At 42.2% G+C, this 19,224-nt stretch carries 11 protein-coding genes; 3 read left to right on the forward strand and 8 right to left on the reverse strand.

From position 1 onward, the window contains the following. Window positions 1-12 precede the first annotated feature (12 nt). The 6 genes from EOD41_RS14275 to EOD41_RS14300 all read right to left on the reverse strand — a co-directional run bounded on the left by EOD41_RS14275 (window position 13) and on the right by EOD41_RS14300 (window position 6,387). Window positions 13-1,095 (reverse strand): efflux RND transporter periplasmic adaptor subunit, encoded by a 1,083-nt coding sequence (locus EOD41_RS14275; RefSeq protein WP_127706073.1) that lies wholly within the window; start codon window positions 1,093-1,095, stop codon window positions 13-15. A gap of 174 nt (window positions 1,096-1,269) precedes the next feature. Further along, window positions 1,270-1,674, reverse strand: coding sequence for a hypothetical protein (locus tag EOD41_RS14280; protein WP_127706075.1), 405 nt, complete (start codon window positions 1,672-1,674; stop codon window positions 1,270-1,272). A 198-nt stretch (window positions 1,675-1,872) separates the two neighbouring features. After that, window positions 1,873-2,757, reverse strand: coding sequence for a hypothetical protein (locus tag EOD41_RS14285; protein WP_127706077.1), 885 nt, complete (start codon window positions 2,755-2,757; stop codon window positions 1,873-1,875). Between the two features lie 83 nt (window positions 2,758-2,840). Then, window positions 2,841-3,713: a hypothetical protein gene (locus EOD41_RS14290; RefSeq protein WP_127706079.1), complete on the reverse strand. Its 873-nt coding sequence runs from the start codon at window positions 3,711-3,713 to the stop codon at window positions 2,841-2,843. Then, complete coding sequence (locus EOD41_RS14295; RefSeq protein ID WP_127706081.1) at window positions 3,697-4,878, reverse strand: CHASE2 domain-containing protein; 1,182 nt, start codon at window positions 4,876-4,878, stop codon at window positions 3,697-3,699. The genes EOD41_RS14290 and EOD41_RS14295 overlap by 17 nt, the downstream gene beginning before the upstream one ends. 15 nt (window positions 4,879-4,893) lie before the next feature. Continuing rightward, window positions 4,894-6,387, reverse strand: a complete 1,494-nt coding sequence (locus tag EOD41_RS14300; protein ID WP_127706083.1) for a S1C family serine protease — start codon at window positions 6,385-6,387, stop codon at window positions 4,894-4,896. A 309-nt stretch (window positions 6,388-6,696) separates the two neighbouring features. Here EOD41_RS14300 and EOD41_RS14305 point away from each other — a divergent pair, with 309 nt between their 5' ends. The 3 genes from EOD41_RS14305 (at window position 6,697) to EOD41_RS14315 (ending at window position 12,005) form a co-directional block, all read left to right on the forward strand. Beyond that, entirely contained in the window at window positions 6,697-7,125 is a 429-nt protein-coding gene (locus tag EOD41_RS14305; protein WP_127706085.1) for a hypothetical protein, read from the forward strand. Between the two features lie 104 nt (window positions 7,126-7,229). After that, the gene (locus tag EOD41_RS14310; protein WP_127706087.1) at window positions 7,230-10,718 is read left to right on the forward strand and encodes a tetratricopeptide repeat protein; all 3,489 of its coding nucleotides are present in this window, start codon (window positions 7,230-7,232) and stop codon (window positions 10,716-10,718) included. Between the two features lie 84 nt (window positions 10,719-10,802). Continuing rightward, a complete protein-coding gene (locus tag EOD41_RS14315) occupies window positions 10,803-12,005 on the forward strand; it encodes a thioredoxin family protein (protein ID WP_127706089.1) in 1,203 nt (400 codons plus the stop codon). Window positions 12,006-12,287: 282 nt separating this feature from the next. On the opposite strand, the gene EOD41_RS14320 is transcribed toward EOD41_RS14315, so the two are convergent. Next, on the reverse strand, window positions 12,288-14,513 hold the full coding sequence (locus EOD41_RS14320) for a caspase family protein (protein WP_127706091.1): 2,226 nt from the start codon (window positions 14,511-14,513) through the stop codon (window positions 12,288-12,290). A gap of 93 nt (window positions 14,514-14,606) precedes the next feature. Then, complete coding sequence (locus tag EOD41_RS14325; protein WP_164849939.1) at window positions 14,607-19,220, reverse strand: caspase family protein; 4,614 nt, start codon at window positions 19,218-19,220, stop codon at window positions 14,607-14,609. Window positions 19,221-19,224: the final 4 nt, after the last annotated feature.

Raw genomic sequence — 19,224 nt, forward strand, 5'->3', positions numbered from 1 at the left:
TCTTTTTAATAACTATTCGGTTTTTAACTGCAGGTTGGCCATTACCTCTTTAGGATTTTGGTACTTGCTGGTTATCTTATCATCATCTCTTACCTTCTGCACACCTTCAAGCAGAATCTTGTCGTTCACTGTAATGCCGCTGCCAACTACATACAGGTCGGGCATTTCATGGCTTACCACAATGTTACGCGAGTGTACCTTGTTGTCTTTGTCAACCACAAAAACATAAATTTTGTCCTGCAGCTCATAAGTGGCTTTCTGCGGAATTATAACCGCGTTTTTAAGCGGAACTGTCATTTGTACCTTGCCGGTTTCGCCGTTACGTAAAAGCTTGTCGGGGTTAGGGAATTTTGCCCTGAAAGCGATATTGCCTGTCTCGTTGTCAAACTCGCTTTCAACGGTTTCAACATCGCCTTTGTATTTCAGTGGCTGATTATTAGCCAAAAGCAGGCGTACTTTGCCGTCGCCGCGGTCTTTTACATTTGTTTCGTAGTCGAGGTATTCCGGTTCAGATACGTTGAAGTAAGCATATACATTGCTGTTGTCTGAAAGGCTTGTCAGCAGTTCGCCTTCATCAACCAGGCTGCCCAGTTTCAGCGGAATACGGTCAATTATGCCATCAAACGGTGCCCTTACTTCGGTGAATGATAAATGCAACTTTGCCAGGTTCGTCTCTGCTTTTGCCTGATCGAGCTTGGCATGCGCCATAGCCAGTTCGTTTTTTGAGACGATGTTCTTATCAGCCAGCGCCTTGGTGTTTTGCAGCTCTATCTCAGCCGCTTTAACTTCAGCCTGCGACTTCGCCACTTCGGCCTCATATAGCTTTGGCATTATCCGGAACAAAACCTGGCCGGCTTTTACATACTGGCCTTCGTCAACATAAATATTTTGCAGATAGCCTTTTTCCTGCGCTCTGATCTCGATGTTGCGCACCGAGCGTATTTGCGAAACGTATTCTTTTGTGATGGATGTGTCTACAGACACAGGGTTGGTAACCGCATACGTGGCGGCTTCTTCCTTTTCTTCTTTTTTTGATGTACAGCCTGGCAAATAACATATTGCCGCCAGGCAAACAAACACTACTATTCTGTTCATTATATTTTAGAAATGATTAAAAACGATCCGGTGGTTCGGAATAGAAATTCCGAAGAAGAGAGAGTAGCATCAGCTGTGCGCTATAAACCGAAAAGGTATACAGAAACGAAAAGGATGTTAATACACATCCGCGGGAATATTAATATAGTCCCTGCAGCTGATGCATATTACAAATCACAGGCGTATAACGCGCTGTACAATATATTTTGGAGATGAATTACCTGATAAATACCTGCCGAAAGGTAGTCGCTCTTTTAAATGCTCGGGACGAATACTTAAAAGAAAAATGCAGGATAGAATAGAAACCCAGTTTGCCAGCAATACATATTTCCGGGCAAATACAAAGTTATCGTCATCGTCTTCAATATTGAAGATAAAATCTTTGTCGGTGTTTAACTTGCTGCTTTTTTTTACAGTAGTAGCTTTAGAAATATCTACGGGAGTAACTTTTTGTGTGCGGGTAACGTCGGGGGCAGGAGAATAAGAAAGCTTATCGTGATGCACACGGGCATAAGTATAATTGTACCCCCTAAGCAACAGGAAACAAAGTGATAAGATAAATATAACCCCAGCTCTCATATTCAGCCGCAAAAATAATATCAGAAAACGTAAATCAGTGTGTTTTTAGTATTTTTTTACTGTTACGATTGATTGTAAGACTTTCTGTAAAGCCAATGGTTACAAGCTCTTCGTAAAAACTGACCAATTTGTGACGAAGCAGGTATCAAGGTGTCAAAAGAAAAAAGGCACCCCTGGGTGGAATGCCTTTGAAATATTTTATTTATCAAGTAGTTGCTTGGCTGTTTTTTTAGCCTGATCGGCTCCTGAATCAATCATCGAATTTGAGTTGTCAATGATCATCTGCGTAACAAAATCGCTTTTCGAGCTTTCGGTAACTTTTACGGCTATTGAATATGCACCCTGGCTGTACGATTCTTCCATCTGGCCGCTCTCATTTAAACGGTAACCGTACGAGCGCGGTACCAAAAAGCTCCAGCCTTCAAGCTGTTTACCGATTTTTTTCGCGTAGTATTCTTTGTAGCCCGGTGATGATTTGTCGAGAGGAGCGTCACGCAAGCGCAGAAAAAACTTGCCAAGCTCGACGTTTTTGAACAGGTTGCCGCTGTTATTTACATATGAGGTATTGAAGGTGACCTCAATATCTACATTAAGTGTGCTTTTGCCCTGCGGTATTTTTGCCTTGGCATAATTGATCTGGATATCTTTCAGTTTCAGTTTAAATACGGCGTTGTTAAACATTTCGTAAATGTTGGCGGTATCGGTAGCCAGTTCAACATCAAGCAGCATGGCCAGTTCTGGTCCCGAGCCCTGGTTTACTATTTTACGCTCAAGCCTGAAACCATTGAACTGCAGGCCAACCGGGTCAAACGGTCCCTGAGTTGAAAGCTGATCGTAAAAGTAAAGGTCATTCAATCCGTCTTTCCATTCGGCGGTATATTTCTTTTTCTGCTTGTCGATCATCTGCTTCAGCGCTGATGTGCCCAGGCCGATAAGTGATGTAGCCAAACCGGTAGCCGGTCCGCGGCCATCTCTGCCACGACTTGCAAGGGTAGGGGCGCCCTGTTTTTTTAGTACACCAACAAAGTTAGCTACATTCTCCTGGTTTTTGGGTGCCATGCTAATACTTTCCCTGGTTTTCATCGGAGAGTATTTTGATGCGGCACAGCTTGATAGCAATAGTGCACTAATCAGCATTATGCTTTGTGCTTTAAGAAAGGGGGGATTCATAAAAAACGATAATATGTATTTGTATATATTTTATTTGATGGATCAAGTGAGGCGGCCTGTTTGTAATATTTAGTTGCTTCAGCTAAAAAGTGGTGTTGCTCAAGCAAGAAGCCCGACATAAAGGCGGTTTCGGCATCTGTGGTTTTTATTACCTGTTTGAGTATGCTGATTACCCGTTCGTTGTACGATTGTTTCTCAATAACTTCAAGGTAATTCAAACTGCCGCATTCTTTACCATCCGGATGGCACAATTGCCACAGGTATGAACCGGGTTCAAGCCTTGCAGCAACAGAGCCAAAAGGCAATGTTTTTTCAAGATTGATTGTCTTTTCAGTAACCTGCGCCAAGCTGTCGGCATAAAGCTTAAACAACAGTTTTTGCTCTTTCCAGTTAATATTGAGCGCTCCTGATGAATAGTAAATAGTATCAACAGGCAGTGCCAGTTCAACAGGTTGTTTGCCGCGTGCTACGGCTCCGGCTGTTTTCATGAACTTTTCAGGGTTGTCCTCTACTTTTTCATGATGGTGCGACATTTGGTGCCATATATAATGGAAGTACGCCGCGGTAAACGCCTCGCCGTCAGGTTTACATCTGCTTATCAGATTTTTCACCGCATAGCTGCCCGCAGTTACTTTTATCAAACTGTTTTGTGCGCACAGCAGCATCACTTCGCCGCCCTTGGCTACAGTTATTTTATCAGCCTGATAAAGGTTGTCAGATTTTTTTAACGCTGATATTTGACCTGCCTTGTTAAGCGTGCCTTTCCCCTTTACATAATACACCAGAAAGTGGGGCGAGGCGCTTTGCGCCATAGCGGCGGTATTCCACAAAACAAAAAATATGGCCAGGTATTTAGTGATGCGTTTCATGATGGAATATTGATTTATACCGTGTCTTAGTTTGAAGCCACACTACAAAAGCTTCGTAAAAGTATAATACATCTACAGCCAGCAGCACTACCGCGAGGGTAGGCGTCATGTTTATTTGGATATCGGCTTTAGCAAACAGCAGCAGGCCAAGGTAGATGAAGAATATAGTAAGTATAAGCTGTGCCGCCTTAGCTGCCAAATGAAACCAGATGTGCCTGTGGATATAGAAGTAAATAAATATAGCCATGTGCAGCCAGCAAAGAACAAATGCCAGCAGCCAGTTAAACCAGGCCGGCGGATGTGAAATGTAATTACCTTTGATAATCATCCGCACAATGTTTGCATGGATAAACACCCCGTTCATATCAGGTACGCCACGACCGGTTACTATGTTATTCGTAGGCGTGTAGTGCTTATCCAATATGTTATTCGGATCATTGGAAGTATAACCCACCAGTACTATTTTATTTGAAAAGACTTCGATATCGCTGTTGTTAAGCAGTTCGGCGCCGTCAATAACTAAAAAGTTTTCGGCTTTGCGGGAGTAGTTGATCACCTCAGCCTTATGATCGCGCCCGATTAATTCATTGTAAGCAACTTTATCAGCTTTTTTAACTATTTCCGAAGCAAACGACTCAACCTTCCGGCCGTCAAACTCCCTCTCAGGCACAAAATGACGCATCACGCCGTACTTTTCACCTGCGAAATTGGCAAAGCCCTGCGCAGTTGTTCCGGTAGCGAAATGGTTGGACTTATATTCTTCGTTATCCTCTTCACCTGTGAGGCGGCTGGCCAAAACGATATTATTGTTAGCTTTTATGACGCTTTGCAATAAGCTGTCAGCTTCCTGCCCGCGAGGTGCTTCAAGCAATACATCAAGACCTGCAACTTTTGGTTTACCGGCGCAAACTTTTGATAAGATGGCTGCAATTTCGGGCCTTGCGGCATCGCCGATATTTACTACAACAATATCTTTGTCAATACCTTGATTTTCTGCTTTGCCCATCTCCGACCATGCCAGATCATTATAATTAAAATCGCGCATGGCCATTTTAAACGGATCGAGTATGTGAAAATTAAGCGGTACAAATGCCAGCAGGCCCAGTACAACAAACACGGCGGTGGTTGCAAAAAAAGTGTCTTTATAAAATAAGTATTTCAGCATGATGTTCGGTTGCAATTAGTACCACAGCGTTTGCTGTACCAGTTTATCGTTTGTTGATAAGCCTATGCGCTTTTTAAAATAATTCTGTTCCTTTTGCGGATCGGCGCCTGCCCTTAGCAGTACCATATCGACAACGCCTGTCATGCCTGTAAGCCGTGCGGCAGTACCAACGTCGGCAAGGTTGGCAACGCGCCAAACCGATTCATATCCTTCGTCAAGCAATCCTATACCTACCACCTGGAAATTTCCGGCAGGAATAACCTGTGCACCACTGTTGCTCACAGTGCTGAACTGGCTTCCGTTTTGTTGCGCAGTTGTGGAAACCAAAAACTGGTTGGGTGCGTTTTTGTATGTAAAGCCACCCTGGTCAAGAAACGCTTTACCAATCCGTGCCGAGTTATCCTCATTAAGTACGCCGCCTTTTACTTTAACTTTGCTTACCTGTCCGCTCTTTATAAGCGTAAACTCGGTTTCTTTGCCGGGCGCTATTCTTTCAAATTCGCCTAAAGCTTCTTCAAGGCTACGTACAGGTTCACCGTTTATAGCTTTTAGTTGCGCGCCTTCAAAAGCTTTTAATGTGGCTGCAGGTCCGGCGGCATCAACGCTTTTAAGCAGGGGCAGATCATCGGTTTCATACATACGGGAATAATAGGCGTACTGCTGTGTCCCGGGTGGATAAGGCAGCTTCTTCTGTACCAGTTCGATGCCGAAATACGAACGGCTTATCAGTCCGTCGTTGGTTAAAATATCGTTTACCAAGCGGCTTGATAGCTGCGCCTCAAGCGCGAAGTTGATTTGCGGTTGCCATATGCTGCTGTTGCCCTGGTTAGCAAAAGCTATTTGTGAGTTAATACCTACTACCTTTCCATTCACATCAACCAGCGGACCGCCACTGTTGCCCCATATAACGGTTGCGGTACTTTGCAAAAATCCAAACTTGCCTGTCAGTCCGCCACGTACTCGGTTTTTAGCGCTGATGATGCCATCAGAAACAGAATAAGGATATTCGCCCAGCGGATTGCCCACCGCATAAACCGGCTCGCCTACGCGCGCAGGTTCAGCCCTGAACTCGATGGTATTTATCTCCTCGCTCGGCTTGTCAATAAACTCAAGCACGGCAATGTCGTAAAATGAATCACCGCCCATAACTTTTGCTTTATATTTCGAGCGGTTTATGCTGTACACATAAATGCTTCCGTCGGTATCGGCAGCCTGTTCAATAACATGGGCGTTGGTAACTACATATGGCTTGCCGTTATAAGTAATGATAAACCCAGATCCTGAGCCGCTTGCACCGCTTAGGTCGAGCATTTTGGCGTATGCCATTTCAGACGCGTTTCCTCTAAAGCCAAGCGATTTTTTTGCAGCGCCCGTTTCAAAAACACCTACTGTTACTACGGCGCTCAGTACATTTTCAAGCACATCAGGAGAAGCTTTTTGAGCGAGTGATGCAAAAGGCTTTGTTATTAAAATAAGCCCTAATACAATTGTGAGAAGTTTGGTTTTCATGTAATAAAGTCTGTGAAATACTGCCGTTACAGCGTGGTTAAACTATGCTCCTAAAGTATAACAATATGGCAAGGTTTAAAATACTCAGGAATAAGTATTTTTTTATGGCTAATCAGGCTATAGCTTTACATCGTGATAATGAGGCATGTTTCTGTGAAGCTGATAGTTAGGGAAGCTTATAGCCTGAGGATGTCGGGAAATAGCCTCGATTTTTAATAAAAAAATAATAAACAAAAAATACTCACAAGTGGGTATTCTTCAGGCTGTATAAATTAAATAGTTTAGTAAAATAATAAACCTCAAAACAAAATGAAAAAAGCAATTCTAACCTTATTTGCAAGTGCTGCGTTTGCGCTGCTTACCGTAACCAATGTTTCGGCGCAATCAGCTAAAAAGCAAGAAATTAAAACTAAAGCTTCTACCGAAAAATCTGAAGAAGTAGCAGCCCTTAAAAAACCTAAAAACGTAAAAGGTAAGCCGGCTGCTAAACGTGGCGACGAGTGCGGCGCCAGCTACAGTGATATTATTGTAAAAAATTATACCGGCTATTATCTGGATGTGTTTGTTGACGGCGAGTTCAGGGTATCTCTTGCGCCGGGCTATCAAACTACAACCTGTGCAGTACCCGGTACTACAAAGCTGTATGCTAAGGCATCGTTTGATGATGGCAGCTATCTTACATGGGGGCCTGTCTATCCAAAAACCGGTTATGTTTATACCTGGAGCCTGTGGCCATAACAGTTAATTAATTCTGCTAAGTTCCGGGAAGCAAACGCTTCCCGGTGCTGTTTTATACCATCCCCATTTAAGTTAAATGATGATCGTTAAACCTGCCTTTTATCATGAACCGCTTCAGACTTTACTGCACCCGCATTTTCAAGATAAGCTTTTGCATTTTTTTTCTAATAACTAACCTTATCACACCTTCCAGGGCACAAGAAGGTATCAAAGGGTTTGGAAATGCTAAAACAACAGGTGCCAATACATCTGTAAAAGGAAATACTTATGCTATAATAGCCGGAATTACACCTTATCCGTATATAAAGCCTCTTCAATATGGCGCTGAAGATGCCGAACTGTTCAGGGATTTTTTAATGTCGCCGGCGGGTGGTGGTCTTAAACTGAATGATAATATTTTTTTTAAAGAGAATGCCGAAGTAAAGTGGCTGCCATGGCTAACAGAGGCGCAAGGCTGGTTAAAGAAAAAAAATCTTACCGAAAACGACCGGCTTTTCATCTATTTTTCAGGTCATGGTGATGCTTATGAGGATGACTACTTTCTGCTGACGTATGACTGTAATCCGCAAAATGATCCTAACCTCTATAAGGCTACTGCCCTTAATATGGATTATCTTAAAAAAGGGCTTGTATTGCCACCATTACGCAAAGGGGTACAAGTTATACTGATACTTGATGCATGCCGCAGCAATGAACTCCCCGGAGGCGTTGCTGGTCTAAAAAAATTTGTTGAGCTGGCGGTTGAGCCAAATGCCATCTATCCGGGCGAACTGCAAATGCTTTCAACTGAAGCAGGTACCGAATCATATGAACATTCAAAAGTGGGTAATGGCCATGGCTTGTTCACATATTATTTAATAGATGCCTTGTATGGCGCTGCCGACATAGAAGGCGAGGCGGCTAACAACAACGGTAAAGTTGAGTTTGAAGAGTTGAGCAGTTGGGTGCGTAATAAAGTACGCAAGGATGCTATGCTGTACTTTAAAAAAGAACAGCGGCCTGTATTTAAACCGGTTGAAAAATACTCGGAGGTTATATCTGTTGTAGATAAAAACTCATACGAAGCATGGGTAAAAAATAAGGAGTTATCCAAACTTTCGGGCACAGGCGAAATGCTTGCTATAAATAAAAAATCCACTGGCGGTAAAGCCGGTGCTGCTGGTGCTAAAGTTGATACCGTGCTGCTGTCGGTATATAATAAGTTTATAGCGGCTATAAAGGCCGAAACGCTTATTGGTGAAAACTCCGCAGAAACATTTTACGACCAGATGCTGAAGCAATGGCCCAATAACACGATTACCGAAGATGCCCGGTATGATTTAGCTGGCGAACTGCTCGACTTTGGCCAGCAAAAAATCAACCTTTACCTGAGCGGTAAAGGATTTGCACAATTACATTCTTTGGAAGAGCGGATGAAAAAAGATAACATCAAGGGAGGTGAAGTAGATAAAGGAATATTGCCTGAAGGTGCCCGGCAGTTAAGCAAGATGAAGATGGTAGTGAATACCACTTTTAGTAAAGCAGCGCAAATGATGGAAAAAGCTACCACTTTACTGAAGGATGAACCGACATTGCTTGAAGCTGTATATCCTAAACTCTATTTTTTAAAGGCCGCTGCTGTTAATAACAGCGAAAACAAAACAAAACTTCGTGAAGGTGTAAAATACGCCCGTAAAGCAATGGCTCTTGATAAAAATGCGGCTTATAATTATAATATGATGGGAATGTTGTTGGCAGATTTGGATGATGATTCATGTGAATACTACTACAAAAAAGCTATACAACTTGCACCGAAATGGGCTTATCCGGTAAACGGGCTTGGCCTTTATTATTTTGATAATGGTAAAACCAATCTTGCCTTACAGTATTATACACAAGCTTTCGCGCTTGATACACTTAACAGCTTTGTAAGCCAAAATCTTGGAAGTGTACATCATACTTTAAATCATATTGATTCTGCAAAATACTATTATTATAAAGCTTTAAAAATTAACGACTGTGAAAGTACGGCTAATGGCAATTTGGGAAGCCTTTTTATCGATTCGATTGATTTGGGCAAGCCAACCGCTAAGCACTATACACAATTAGCTTTATCATACTTAAAAAAATCCCTTAAATGCAATATAAACAATACTTGGACATATAGAAGGCTTGCTTATTTATTTGCTAAGATAAATAAGCCTGACAGCGCCATTTTTTATCTGCAAAAAGGCGTTGAGGCTAACCCTGAAGTTGCGCTGGCGCACCGCAATCTGGCTGATGAGCTACTGCTGCAAAAAGATACTGTTGGAGCTGAAAAAGAGTATTTAGCAGCTTACAAGGCAGACCCTGATGATGTAGCCGGGCATTTATTGCTTGGTGATTTTTACAACAAAACGGGTAATAGAACTAAAGCAATGGATGTATTTACGGATGTGGCTAAAAAGCATCCTGAAGAAGCCGAAGCTTATAACTACATGGGTATTGCTTATCATAAAACAGACCTTAAAAAGGCACTGCAATATTACTTAAAAGCTGCTGAGATTGACCCCGGGCAAGCTTACATACAATCAAACATAGGTAATACATATTCCAGTTTGAAAGATACGGTACTAGCTAAAAAATATTACGCTAAAGCAATTGAAATTGATTCGGGATATATACCTGCATACCAGGGTTGGGGTAGTATGTATATCAAAAGTAATCAGTATAATAAAGCATTTCCATATTATATGAAGGCTTATAAATTGGATAAGGATAACCTTACAACAAATTACAACATTGGCCATATGTATCGAATGCAGGATATGTATGATGAGGCAATTCCATATTATGAGAAGACCATACAACTTGACCCCAATGATCCTGATCCTTATCATGCGATGGGTATGATATTTCATGGCAAAAAAGATCTTGATAAAGCCGCAATGTATTTTGAAAAAGCTGTTAAGTTAGATAGCATCGACTCAGATTATTATTGGCATTTAGCTAACGTAAATTATTCGAGGGGTTATCAGTCAGATAAAAAAGGCGATAAACAGACAGGAAATAAGTACTATGACCTGGCAATTGTACAGTTTACTAAGGGAAGTAAATTAACCACTACGCCCACCGACTATTTTGCCAAGGTAGGAGGTATATACTTTTATAAAGAGGGTGCTGAAAGAGCAGTGTTGTATTATACTGATTTGATAAAGCAATACCCGCAATACTCGGCTGAGATATATAACTACACAGGCAATATTTACCGGTCAATGGCTAATGATTATTTGCCTGCTATAACTTATTATAAAAAAGCATTGGAGTTTAAACAAACCGAAGAGATTTATACCGGTCTGGGTTATTCATATTTGTATTCAGGACAGATAGCGCCGGCTATCGGGGCGTTTAACAAATCAATTGATTTAATGCCTAACAGTGCCGATTGCTATTATAATCTTGCCTGCGCATATTCGATCCAAAAAAATGCCGTCAAGGTTATTCAAACTCTTGATATGGCATTTGCAAAAGGATATAAAAATTATGATCACTTTATGGAGGATAGCGACCTTACTTTTGCAAGGCAATTGGCCGAATTTGGGCCGCTTGTAAAAAAATATTTCCCCGGAAAATAGTAGCGGGACCGATAAAATACTCATTATCAGGTATTGGGTACGTTTATCAATAAGCGGAATATTATATAAAATATTTTAACGAAAATGAAACTGATTAAACTTATTAAACAAGCATTGGGTGCTATGCTGCTCATGCTTGTTGCCCACAGCAGCTTTGCTGAAGGCATTACCTTCCAGGAAAATAAAACCTGGAAAGAATTACTGACCATGGCCAAAAAAGAGCATAAAATTTTGTTTTTGGATGCTTATACCACCTGGTGCGGCCCTTGCAAATACCTGCAGCGAAATGTGTTCACTCATGGCGATGTAGCAACCTATTACAACGCCAACTTTATAAACGCGGCCATTGATATGGAAAAAGGTGAAGGCCCAACCATCGCCGAAAACTTTGGGGTTACTGCTTACCCTACACTGTTTTTTATTGACGGCGACGGTAAGTTACTGCACAAATCGGTAGGGGCCCTTGAGGCGCCTGAATTGATTGCGCTGGGTAAAGAAGCTGTTGATCCGGCCAAACAGTATTATACAGTTAAGGCAAAAGCGGCCGCAGGGCAGCTTTCCGCTTCTGCCCTGGCTGCATGGGCTGCTAAAGCTGAACAGATGGAAGATAAAGATGTTGAAAAGATTATTACTGATTATGTAAATAATCCGGCGCATAACTGGCTGAGCAAAGATGTATTAACACTTGTATTTGATTACGGCGGCGCCATACCTGACGAGAAAATGGCCTACCTGCTAAAAAATAAGGCACAGGTTAAAACCTTAATGCAATGGACCGATGAGGATTTTGATGCGGAGTTTAAGCGTAAGGCTACCTTGTTAGCGTTTGACAAGGCTTCAAAAGGCGAAACATTGGATTTCGATATTTATAAGTCAACGCTTACCAAATACATTCCTAAGGAAGCTGAACTGGAAACCCGGAAAGTAAAAGTTAAATATGCTTTTATCAACAAGAAAAATGAAAACGGTGTTAAAGAGTTTATATCGTTGGTGAATGATGGTACGGCGCTTAACCTTAAAATATACGATGTTGCCAGCATAGTAATTGACAATGCCGAAGGTATAGCACCCGAAGAGCAATCAACCGCTTTAATTGACAAGATAAAAGCATATAAGCTGATTGCTGATGATGCAGGTAAAGAATACTACCGCAATTTCGCCTTAATGGTACTGTATTATTATAAAGAAGATAAAGACACAGCGAAACAATACGCTGAAAAGATCAAAGCCGATCCTGACGCTCCTGAAAATTTAACCAACGTTGCCGACAAGGTGATTAACGGATAACCAACTGAGCATTATCATATCAAGGCTCCTCGTTTGAGGGGCCTTTTTTGTTGGCGAAATCAAGGGTTAAGCCTTTGTTAAACCAAAACCGGCGCCAACATCAATTACTTTAAGCGATATCATGCTGATACGTTTAACTTGGGTTTGGTGTATCATAGATTTGAATTGCTTGTGCAATCAATCTGAATTAATGGGAGTAAATCCGTCATTGAAAATATTAAACAAAAATTCCCTGCGGTTTGCCGCAGGGAATGTGATAAAGGAATAGGTAGAGAAAATATCTTAATGCGTTGTTTTAATCGGCACGCGCTTAATGTTCCAGGTGGCAGGAGTTTTTTTGAAGCTGCGTGTGCCCGCTGTATTACCCATATTCAGCAGGTCGGCAAGCGGGTTGTCGCCACCTTTTGAACCTTGCTTTATGTCCCTTACACCTTCCTGGTTAAACAGGTAAGCGTAGCCTTGTATAGGGTCGGCAGTAGCAAGCAGGTAAAGGTTATCGGTACCAACAGGCTCTTCTACGTCATAGCCAAAAAGCTCTATGTCGGTAGTATCGCTCGATGGTATCTTGTTTTCTACATTGCCGTTTCCTTCGCCCGGGTAAAACAAAAACATGCTGCCGTTTTTATCAATACCGAACACATACACATATTTTGGCGCGACGTTAATGCTGTTATAATTTTCGTCGGCTACCAAATGTACGCTCACCTCGTCGCCAACTTTGTAGATGCCCGTGGTGATCTTCTGCTTCGTCTTGGCGTTTATCACCTCCAGATGGAACGGGAAAGCGTTCCCCTTGCTGTCTGACGGTCCCGAAAGCTTCATCCACCCGTTTATTTTTGAAAGGCGCATGGCGTATTCCAGCAGGCTGTCGGCCACGTTAGCAGCGCCTGTTTTAATATTGAAGTTTTTAGTTTGCAGCGGCATGGCTTCAAGGCTGTCGCGGCTGGTTACCTGCGCACGCAAAAAGCCGTATGAAGGCGAGCCATCATCAGTAATAGTGCCGTACAGGATATAATTCGCCGAACTTGGATCGGTTACCACGCTGATACTTTTATTTGTTCCCAGCGATTTCTTAACAGCCGCAGTAAGCGCTGCTGACGCCGGCAGGTTAAAGAAAACGGTATCGTTTTTTGTAACTGCGGATGTTACAGCGGTAAGGTCACGTCCTTTAAGCTCGGCTATAGTGGTTCCGTTATTAGCTAAAAACTTATTGCCGCTGAAATACAGCGATACTGATGGCTCATACTCCTGCAGGTTGTTTATCCATTTTTTGGCCTTGCCAGATGATTTTAACTGGCTGTTGATTTTTGCGAGTTGCATTACATCAGCCTCAGTAAATGCGGTTTCGGGGATGTATATCTTCAATAGCGGCGCGTCAGACGATATCCAGTTGGACACCTCGAACATGGCGCCCGGCTTTATACCTTCAAGTTTTCCTTTTTTTACTGAGCATAATGCGGTGCTGATGCCCGTAACGGTTTCAACTCTTATTACAGTGTTAGTATCACCTAACAGAGTAAGCTCATGTTCACGGTACAAACCTTCAGCGAAGCCGCCGGAAATCTCTACCTGGCCTTTTTTAATACCGCGTACCGGTATTAGTGTTTTATCCTCAAGCTTGCTTTTATCCAAACCAAAAAGGGTTTGGCTTTGCCTGTGTTTTGAGCCAGCAATAACCGGTTCCTGCTTTTTGCCGTTACCTTTTAGTATGGCATGAGCGCTTTTAAATATGTTTATAGCCTGAGCGTTTACCGATTGCTGCTGCATAGCGCCAAGCAACGCCAGGGTGAAAGCGCCGTGCGGCATATTCTGATCATCCAACTGCTCTACTGCCGACTCAAAGTCCTGCGCGGCTGAGATCAGCAGGAAATCAAATGATTCCCTTAACTCAGGCGCTGCAGGATTTGAGGCATCCTTCGCGTCGTAATTGTTGGCTGCTATATAACGTTTACGCTCGTTACCAAATACCGGTCCACGCGACATGGAGCCGCTATGGCAGCAATCCAGTATAACGGTCAGCTTTACTCCCTTGTCAAGAAAAGCGTTGTAAATGGCTGCCTGTTCTTTGTCGCGTATATCTCCAATGCCCTCTTTCCAGGTATCTGAAGGCACCATTGACTCATCGCGCTTATCTTCTTCTTTTGATAACGAATTAACCTGCTGGCTACCATGGCCCGCATAATAAATGAATACGATATTGCCCTTTTGCGCTTTGGCAAGCAGCGCTTTCATGCTGCTTAGTATGCCTTCGCGGGTGGCTTTCTCGTCATACAGTTCGGTAATATTGTTCGCTTTGAAGCCATAACGCGTTTGTATGATGGATTTTATCGACATGGCGTCGTTACGGCAGCCCTGCAGGTCGGGAAAATCAGATCGTGTATTGCCTGTTATTTTAGTGCCTGCCGGCGGATTATATTTATCAACGCCGATAACCAGCGCATACTGCGTTTGAGCGAAAAGCTTTGCAGTATATAAGGTTAATGCGAAAAGGAAGGTTATTTTTTTCATTTGAAATGAGTTTTTTGGTTTCAAAAGTACAGTATCACAATAGTTTAACCCATACCTGATAGTGAGTATTTATTGGGGATAATCATTGATTTTTTACCATATCTGCCAGTCGAAACCGAGGTTTTCTTCACGGGTGGTAGGCTGCTGCCTGCCGCCGGTTTCTTTGGAAACCTTTTCGTAAACATACTGCCGCAGTTCAGACAGGCTGATGGTTTTATTATTATCCCTGTCAGCTTCACGGTTTTTTAATCCGCTGATAACCGAGTAGGTGAAAACACCATTGTTCCATTGCGGCGATTCAAGCGCAAAGCTGTCGCCTGCCGCAGCCGATATTACGACAGCACCCGAGCCTTCGTTTAGGTCCATAAACAGGTTCTGCATCAGCGAGAATGAATTTTGAACTCCCGTTTGTTTGGTCACTGTTTTGCCAAATCCTTTTGCACCTGGTGTAAGTGTTGACTTCACATTTGCCGCAAGCATTGTAGTTTCAGATTGATTTATTTTATCCGATTCGCCGCTATGGCAAGCATCTATCATCACCAGTTTTTTGCGCGCCGGTACGCCGTCAAGCAGCCATTCAATATCCTTATAGGCAAGGGCGGTCACGTCGGGGTTGGTAAAGTTGGTCTCATACGCGGCATAGAAGAAATCGCCTGAAGCATTAAGCAAACCATGCCCTGAAACGGATATAATAATAATATCATCAACGCCTGTTTGCATAAATTTTTGCTTAAGTAGCTTAATGTTAGCTACCGTAGCATCGGTGTTCAGCAAGTTTATGACATCCGCATCAGGATATCGGGCCTTAACCATATCTGATATATCCCTAATATCTTTATCGGCATATTTGAGGTTCATGCGGGTATCTTTATACGCTGATACGCCTATGCCTGCAAAGTAAACTTTAGGCTTAACAGGGGTGGTGGGTTCGTGAATTACTTCGATATTTTCCTTCAGTGATTGTGAACCTGTAGAGTTATATACCGAATAGCTGATGCGGTTAATGCCGCTCATCAGCTTAACTTCTATTTCGTTGGTATAGGTGCTCAGGTTATTACCCGGAATCCTGAAGCCTTTAATACCATAAACAGGCACATCATTCACGCTGATGCTTATCTTGTCGAGCGTACCCAACGGGGTGGTGCATTTGAGTTTCAGCGTTACGGTGCTGGCTGTGGTTTTAACCGGTATGGCAGAGCGGTTAAGCAGTTCGATAGTGGGCGGCTCGCTTTCATTGTTCACACCTTCTTCGGTAAAGTTCAAGCGCTGCAGGCGTTTAAGGTAGGCCTTACGGTATAAATCGATAAGCTGAGCAGGAGCATAGCCAAGCCGTTTAAGTACAATATCAGGACGGTTGTATTTCAGGTCAAATTGTTCAACGCTGTACACTTTCCCTTTTGTACGGAAACCGATATCGGTAAGCTTGCTGCTGGCATAGTAGTAGTTATCGGGCGTGTAGATGATGAACTTGTTGCCGGGTAATATCACAAGCGTAGCCATTAGGCTGCCGTTGGGTATGGCACGTATTTCAACCTCACCGGCGTATTGTACATATATTAGCTTATTATCACGACTAAAGGTTATATTGTTTACTTTGCTATATTTTAAAGGGAAATCAGCAACCGGTTTAAGCGTTTGTGTGTTAATGATAACCGCCCGGATAAATTCCTGATGAAATGTCCGCAGTGTATCATGCTCGTAAACAGCTGCGGCATACTTGTCATTGCTGAACAGGCCATCAGAGCTATATTCTGTGCCAAATCTCAATGCAGGTTTAGCTGAATTTACACTATCGAGCTTTTGGCTATTAAAATTATACCGGAATAGCTGCTTGTCAATAGCAAAAAGCGCGTTATCACCCGAAATAGTAAGCCTGTGGGCAGTCTTTAGCTCAGCAGGAACTGTTAGCCGTTTTATAGCGCTGGTTTTCATGTTATAACTATGGAATGATGCGGCGCTACCGGTCTGTGTACGGCCTTCATCATCAAACTGTGAATATGAAAACCTGGCATATAATACAGATGAATCAGAATTAAACGACCATTTATCCATTTCGAAGCGGTGCTTGCCTTTCAACGGAAAATCGTCAGGAAATTTCGCCTGCTTTACCTGTTTGCCATTCTCAAACCACTGTAATGTTTGGTCTTTTTCAAAGTAATAGCACAGGTTTTTCTTTCCTGCATATAGTAAATGCACGTCCGAAAATTCTAAACCACCATCTTTTGAAAAGAAGTTTTTGTTAACCGTTTCCTGTTTCGATTGCAGGTTTACGGTAACCAATTCGTTCGCGCTGTTTGTCAGCAGATTTTTATCGGGCAGGGTATAAATAAACTCTGTAGAATAACCGCTCCGGGTTAATGATAGCGCTTCGGCGGTGGCAAAATCGAAACGCATAAAATCCTGCCGAAGACCGTAGTTGATTGACGATCGTCTCGAATTTACAGTCATGGTGAGGCCGTCCATGTATTTATTGGCCTCAATAAGTTTGGGCATACGGCTGTCGCCGCCAAAGATGGCCGCCTGCTTTTCAAGCTTCAGATCCCACAGGTATAATGAGCCATCCTCGTTACCCGTCCACAGGTAATCGGTACCGGGTTGCATTTGGTTTGATACTACCGGACTGTTTCTTAGCGGTTGTTGGTAAGCAAAGGGTTCGCCAAGTTTTAGCGTTGATCTGTTAAAAGGAGTGGTTATAAAACCAACCTGTTTCATTAGCCGCTGCCGGGGAGTGGCAATTTCTATCGCAAATATAAATCCCGAATTATCAGGTTTTACCTTCACCATATGAAGCATGGGTATGTTTATCGGGTCTCCGCCATTAGGATTTAGCTCAAATGTGCCCATCGGCCTAATGGCAGCTTTTGATATTATTGCAGTTTGCCCGGAGGAGATATCAATATACATCATTTCCATATATTCGCTTACTATAATTGCCGAGCGTTCGTCGGGCGAAACATCAACCAGTACAATCTTTTGATTTGCTTTAACCGGTACTTTAAGCTCAATTTTGCCGTTAAGCAAATTAATTTTCAGAAGCTTGTTATTCTCGGTATCATAATAGTACTGATTATCGTAAAATACATTGGCGCCTAACATACCGCCCGTGCCAAACTCGGCATTAATATAAGTGTCTATTATCCTCTTCTGTGCAATATCGTACTTTAATAATGTGCCCGGCCGTGAATAAGTTGCCATAATTAAATACCGGCCATCGGTAGTAAAACGTAGTAGTTTGCAAAATCCGTCAATGGTTATTTTATCCAGTTCGTTGTCGTCAAAATCAAGTATGCTCACATAATCTTTAAAAAAGTTAACTGCAAATTTTCTTTGTGTTGGATGAATGGTTAGCTGCAGACGGCTATTTGAGGTAAATTTATTATCACCACTTCCTCCGAGGAATATTTTATTGTAGATAAGCTTGCTTTTGGCATCCCAAACGTTTACCCGGCCCGTTAAATCGCCTGATACCATCCAACTGCCGTCCTTGTTAAATGCTATGGCCGATGCCCTTAGGTTATGTGTATCTTGTAACACTATACCGGGCGGCTGTACGATTGTAGCTTGCGTTACAGCTGTGGGAGGTTTGTTTTGAATTGCCACTTCAGATAAGCTTATAACCCCAATGCTTATGGAATCTGATTGGTATTTAGTACCAAAAGCAAGCATTCGTTTTGTTGGATGCCATTGCATGTCAATGACTTCATTTGCCAGAGGTGAAGCGCTGTTAAAAGTAAACTGCTGTTCAATTTTTTTATTGAGGGAATTATAAATTATTAAATTTTTTTCGTTACCATAGTAAAATGCTAAAAGTCCGGTATTCGGTTGTACGCTGATGTTTTTGGCTATTTTGTAGTTTGTACCGGGTATAATATTTTCTAATCTTTGAACTCCTAAGCTATCAATAACCCAGCTTGTGCTGCTGCACGCATACAGTTTTTCATCAATTTTGGATGGAATCCAATCAATGATATAACCATTTATTTGATACTCCCGGATTATCTTTTCGGTACGAGGATTATAACACAATGCAAATGACTTTTGATCAGTAATCGATCCCCCTGTACCCATTAACCATAAGTAGCCTGAGGGCATAGCTTCAATTTGCAACGTTGTGTATTTCCCTGGAAGTTTAACGTGTTTTTCCGAAAGATCGTCGGTATTTATAATTTGTAATAACTGTGTAGTTGGATCAAATCCACCGTCTTTATGCATACATGTTTGATATATTTTTCCAGCGCTGTAGCTTAGGTTTCCATAATACAGGTAATCATTCTTAACATGTGGCTTTCGCTTAACTATACCTTTGTTTCTTTCATAAACATACATGGAATCAGCAGCAAGGCCAAATACAAGAGTTTTACTGATAAAACAAGCGTTATTAAACATAAGAGGTATCGAATCTACTTGTTTGCCGTTTTCATCCAATAGCGCTGTGTAGTTAGTTGTATAATGGCCGGGTGAAAGCTTTTTACCAGTGACATTTGTCAGCATTAGCTTTAACTGCTCGTCAGTACACAACAAAAAATTAGGTTCAGCTAACACAGCTTTATTTGTTTTACTTTTTTTGTCGAATTCAAAAAGGAACGACTTGTAGGTAGAATAATCTATTGCATGCTGAAAAATAAGCCCTTTGCCATCAGGTGTGAACTGCAGCCTGGTGTTGTACCTGTTTGCCCAACCATTAAAATTTAGCCCTTTGCGCAACATTTGA

The sequence above is a fragment of the Mucilaginibacter limnophilus genome (assembly GCF_004005815.1).
In the GTDB taxonomy this organism is placed as follows: domain Bacteria; phylum Bacteroidota; class Bacteroidia; order Sphingobacteriales; family Sphingobacteriaceae; genus Mucilaginibacter; species Mucilaginibacter limnophilus.

What these genes read in the sequence shown, in the direction of transcription:
- EOD41_RS14295 (WP_127706081.1), bottom strand. Translation starts at nt 4,878, where the DNA reads ATGCTGAAATACTTATTTTATAAAGACACTTTTTTTGCAACCACCGCC.
- EOD41_RS14275 (WP_127706073.1), bottom strand. Translation starts at nt 1,095, where the DNA reads ATGAACAGAATAGTAGTGTTTGTTTGCCTGGCGGCAATATGTTATTTG.
- EOD41_RS14305 (WP_127706085.1), top strand. Translation starts at nt 6,697, where the DNA reads ATGAAAAAAGCAATTCTAACCTTATTTGCAAGTGCTGCGTTTGCGCTG.
- EOD41_RS14280 (WP_127706075.1), bottom strand. Translation starts at nt 1,674, where the DNA reads ATGAGAGCTGGGGTTATATTTATCTTATCACTTTGTTTCCTGTTGCTT.
- EOD41_RS14290 (WP_127706079.1), bottom strand. Translation starts at nt 3,713, where the DNA reads ATGAAACGCATCACTAAATACCTGGCCATATTTTTTGTTTTGTGGAAT.
- EOD41_RS14325 (WP_164849939.1), bottom strand. Translation starts at nt 19,220, where the DNA reads ATGTTGCGCAAAGGGCTAAATTTTAATGGTTGGGCAAACAGGTACAAC.
- EOD41_RS14285 (WP_127706077.1), bottom strand. Translation starts at nt 2,757, where the DNA reads ATGAAAACCAGGGAAAGTATTAGCATGGCACCCAAAAACCAGGAGAAT.
- EOD41_RS14320 (WP_127706091.1), bottom strand. Translation starts at nt 14,513, where the DNA reads ATGAAAAAAATAACCTTCCTTTTCGCATTAACCTTATATACTGCAAAG.
- EOD41_RS14310 (WP_127706087.1), top strand. Translation starts at nt 7,230, where the DNA reads ATGAACCGCTTCAGACTTTACTGCACCCGCATTTTCAAGATAAGCTTT.
- EOD41_RS14300 (WP_127706083.1), bottom strand. Translation starts at nt 6,387, where the DNA reads ATGAAAACCAAACTTCTCACAATTGTATTAGGGCTTATTTTAATAACA.
- EOD41_RS14315 (WP_127706089.1), top strand. Translation starts at nt 10,803, where the DNA reads ATGAAACTGATTAAACTTATTAAACAAGCATTGGGTGCTATGCTGCTC.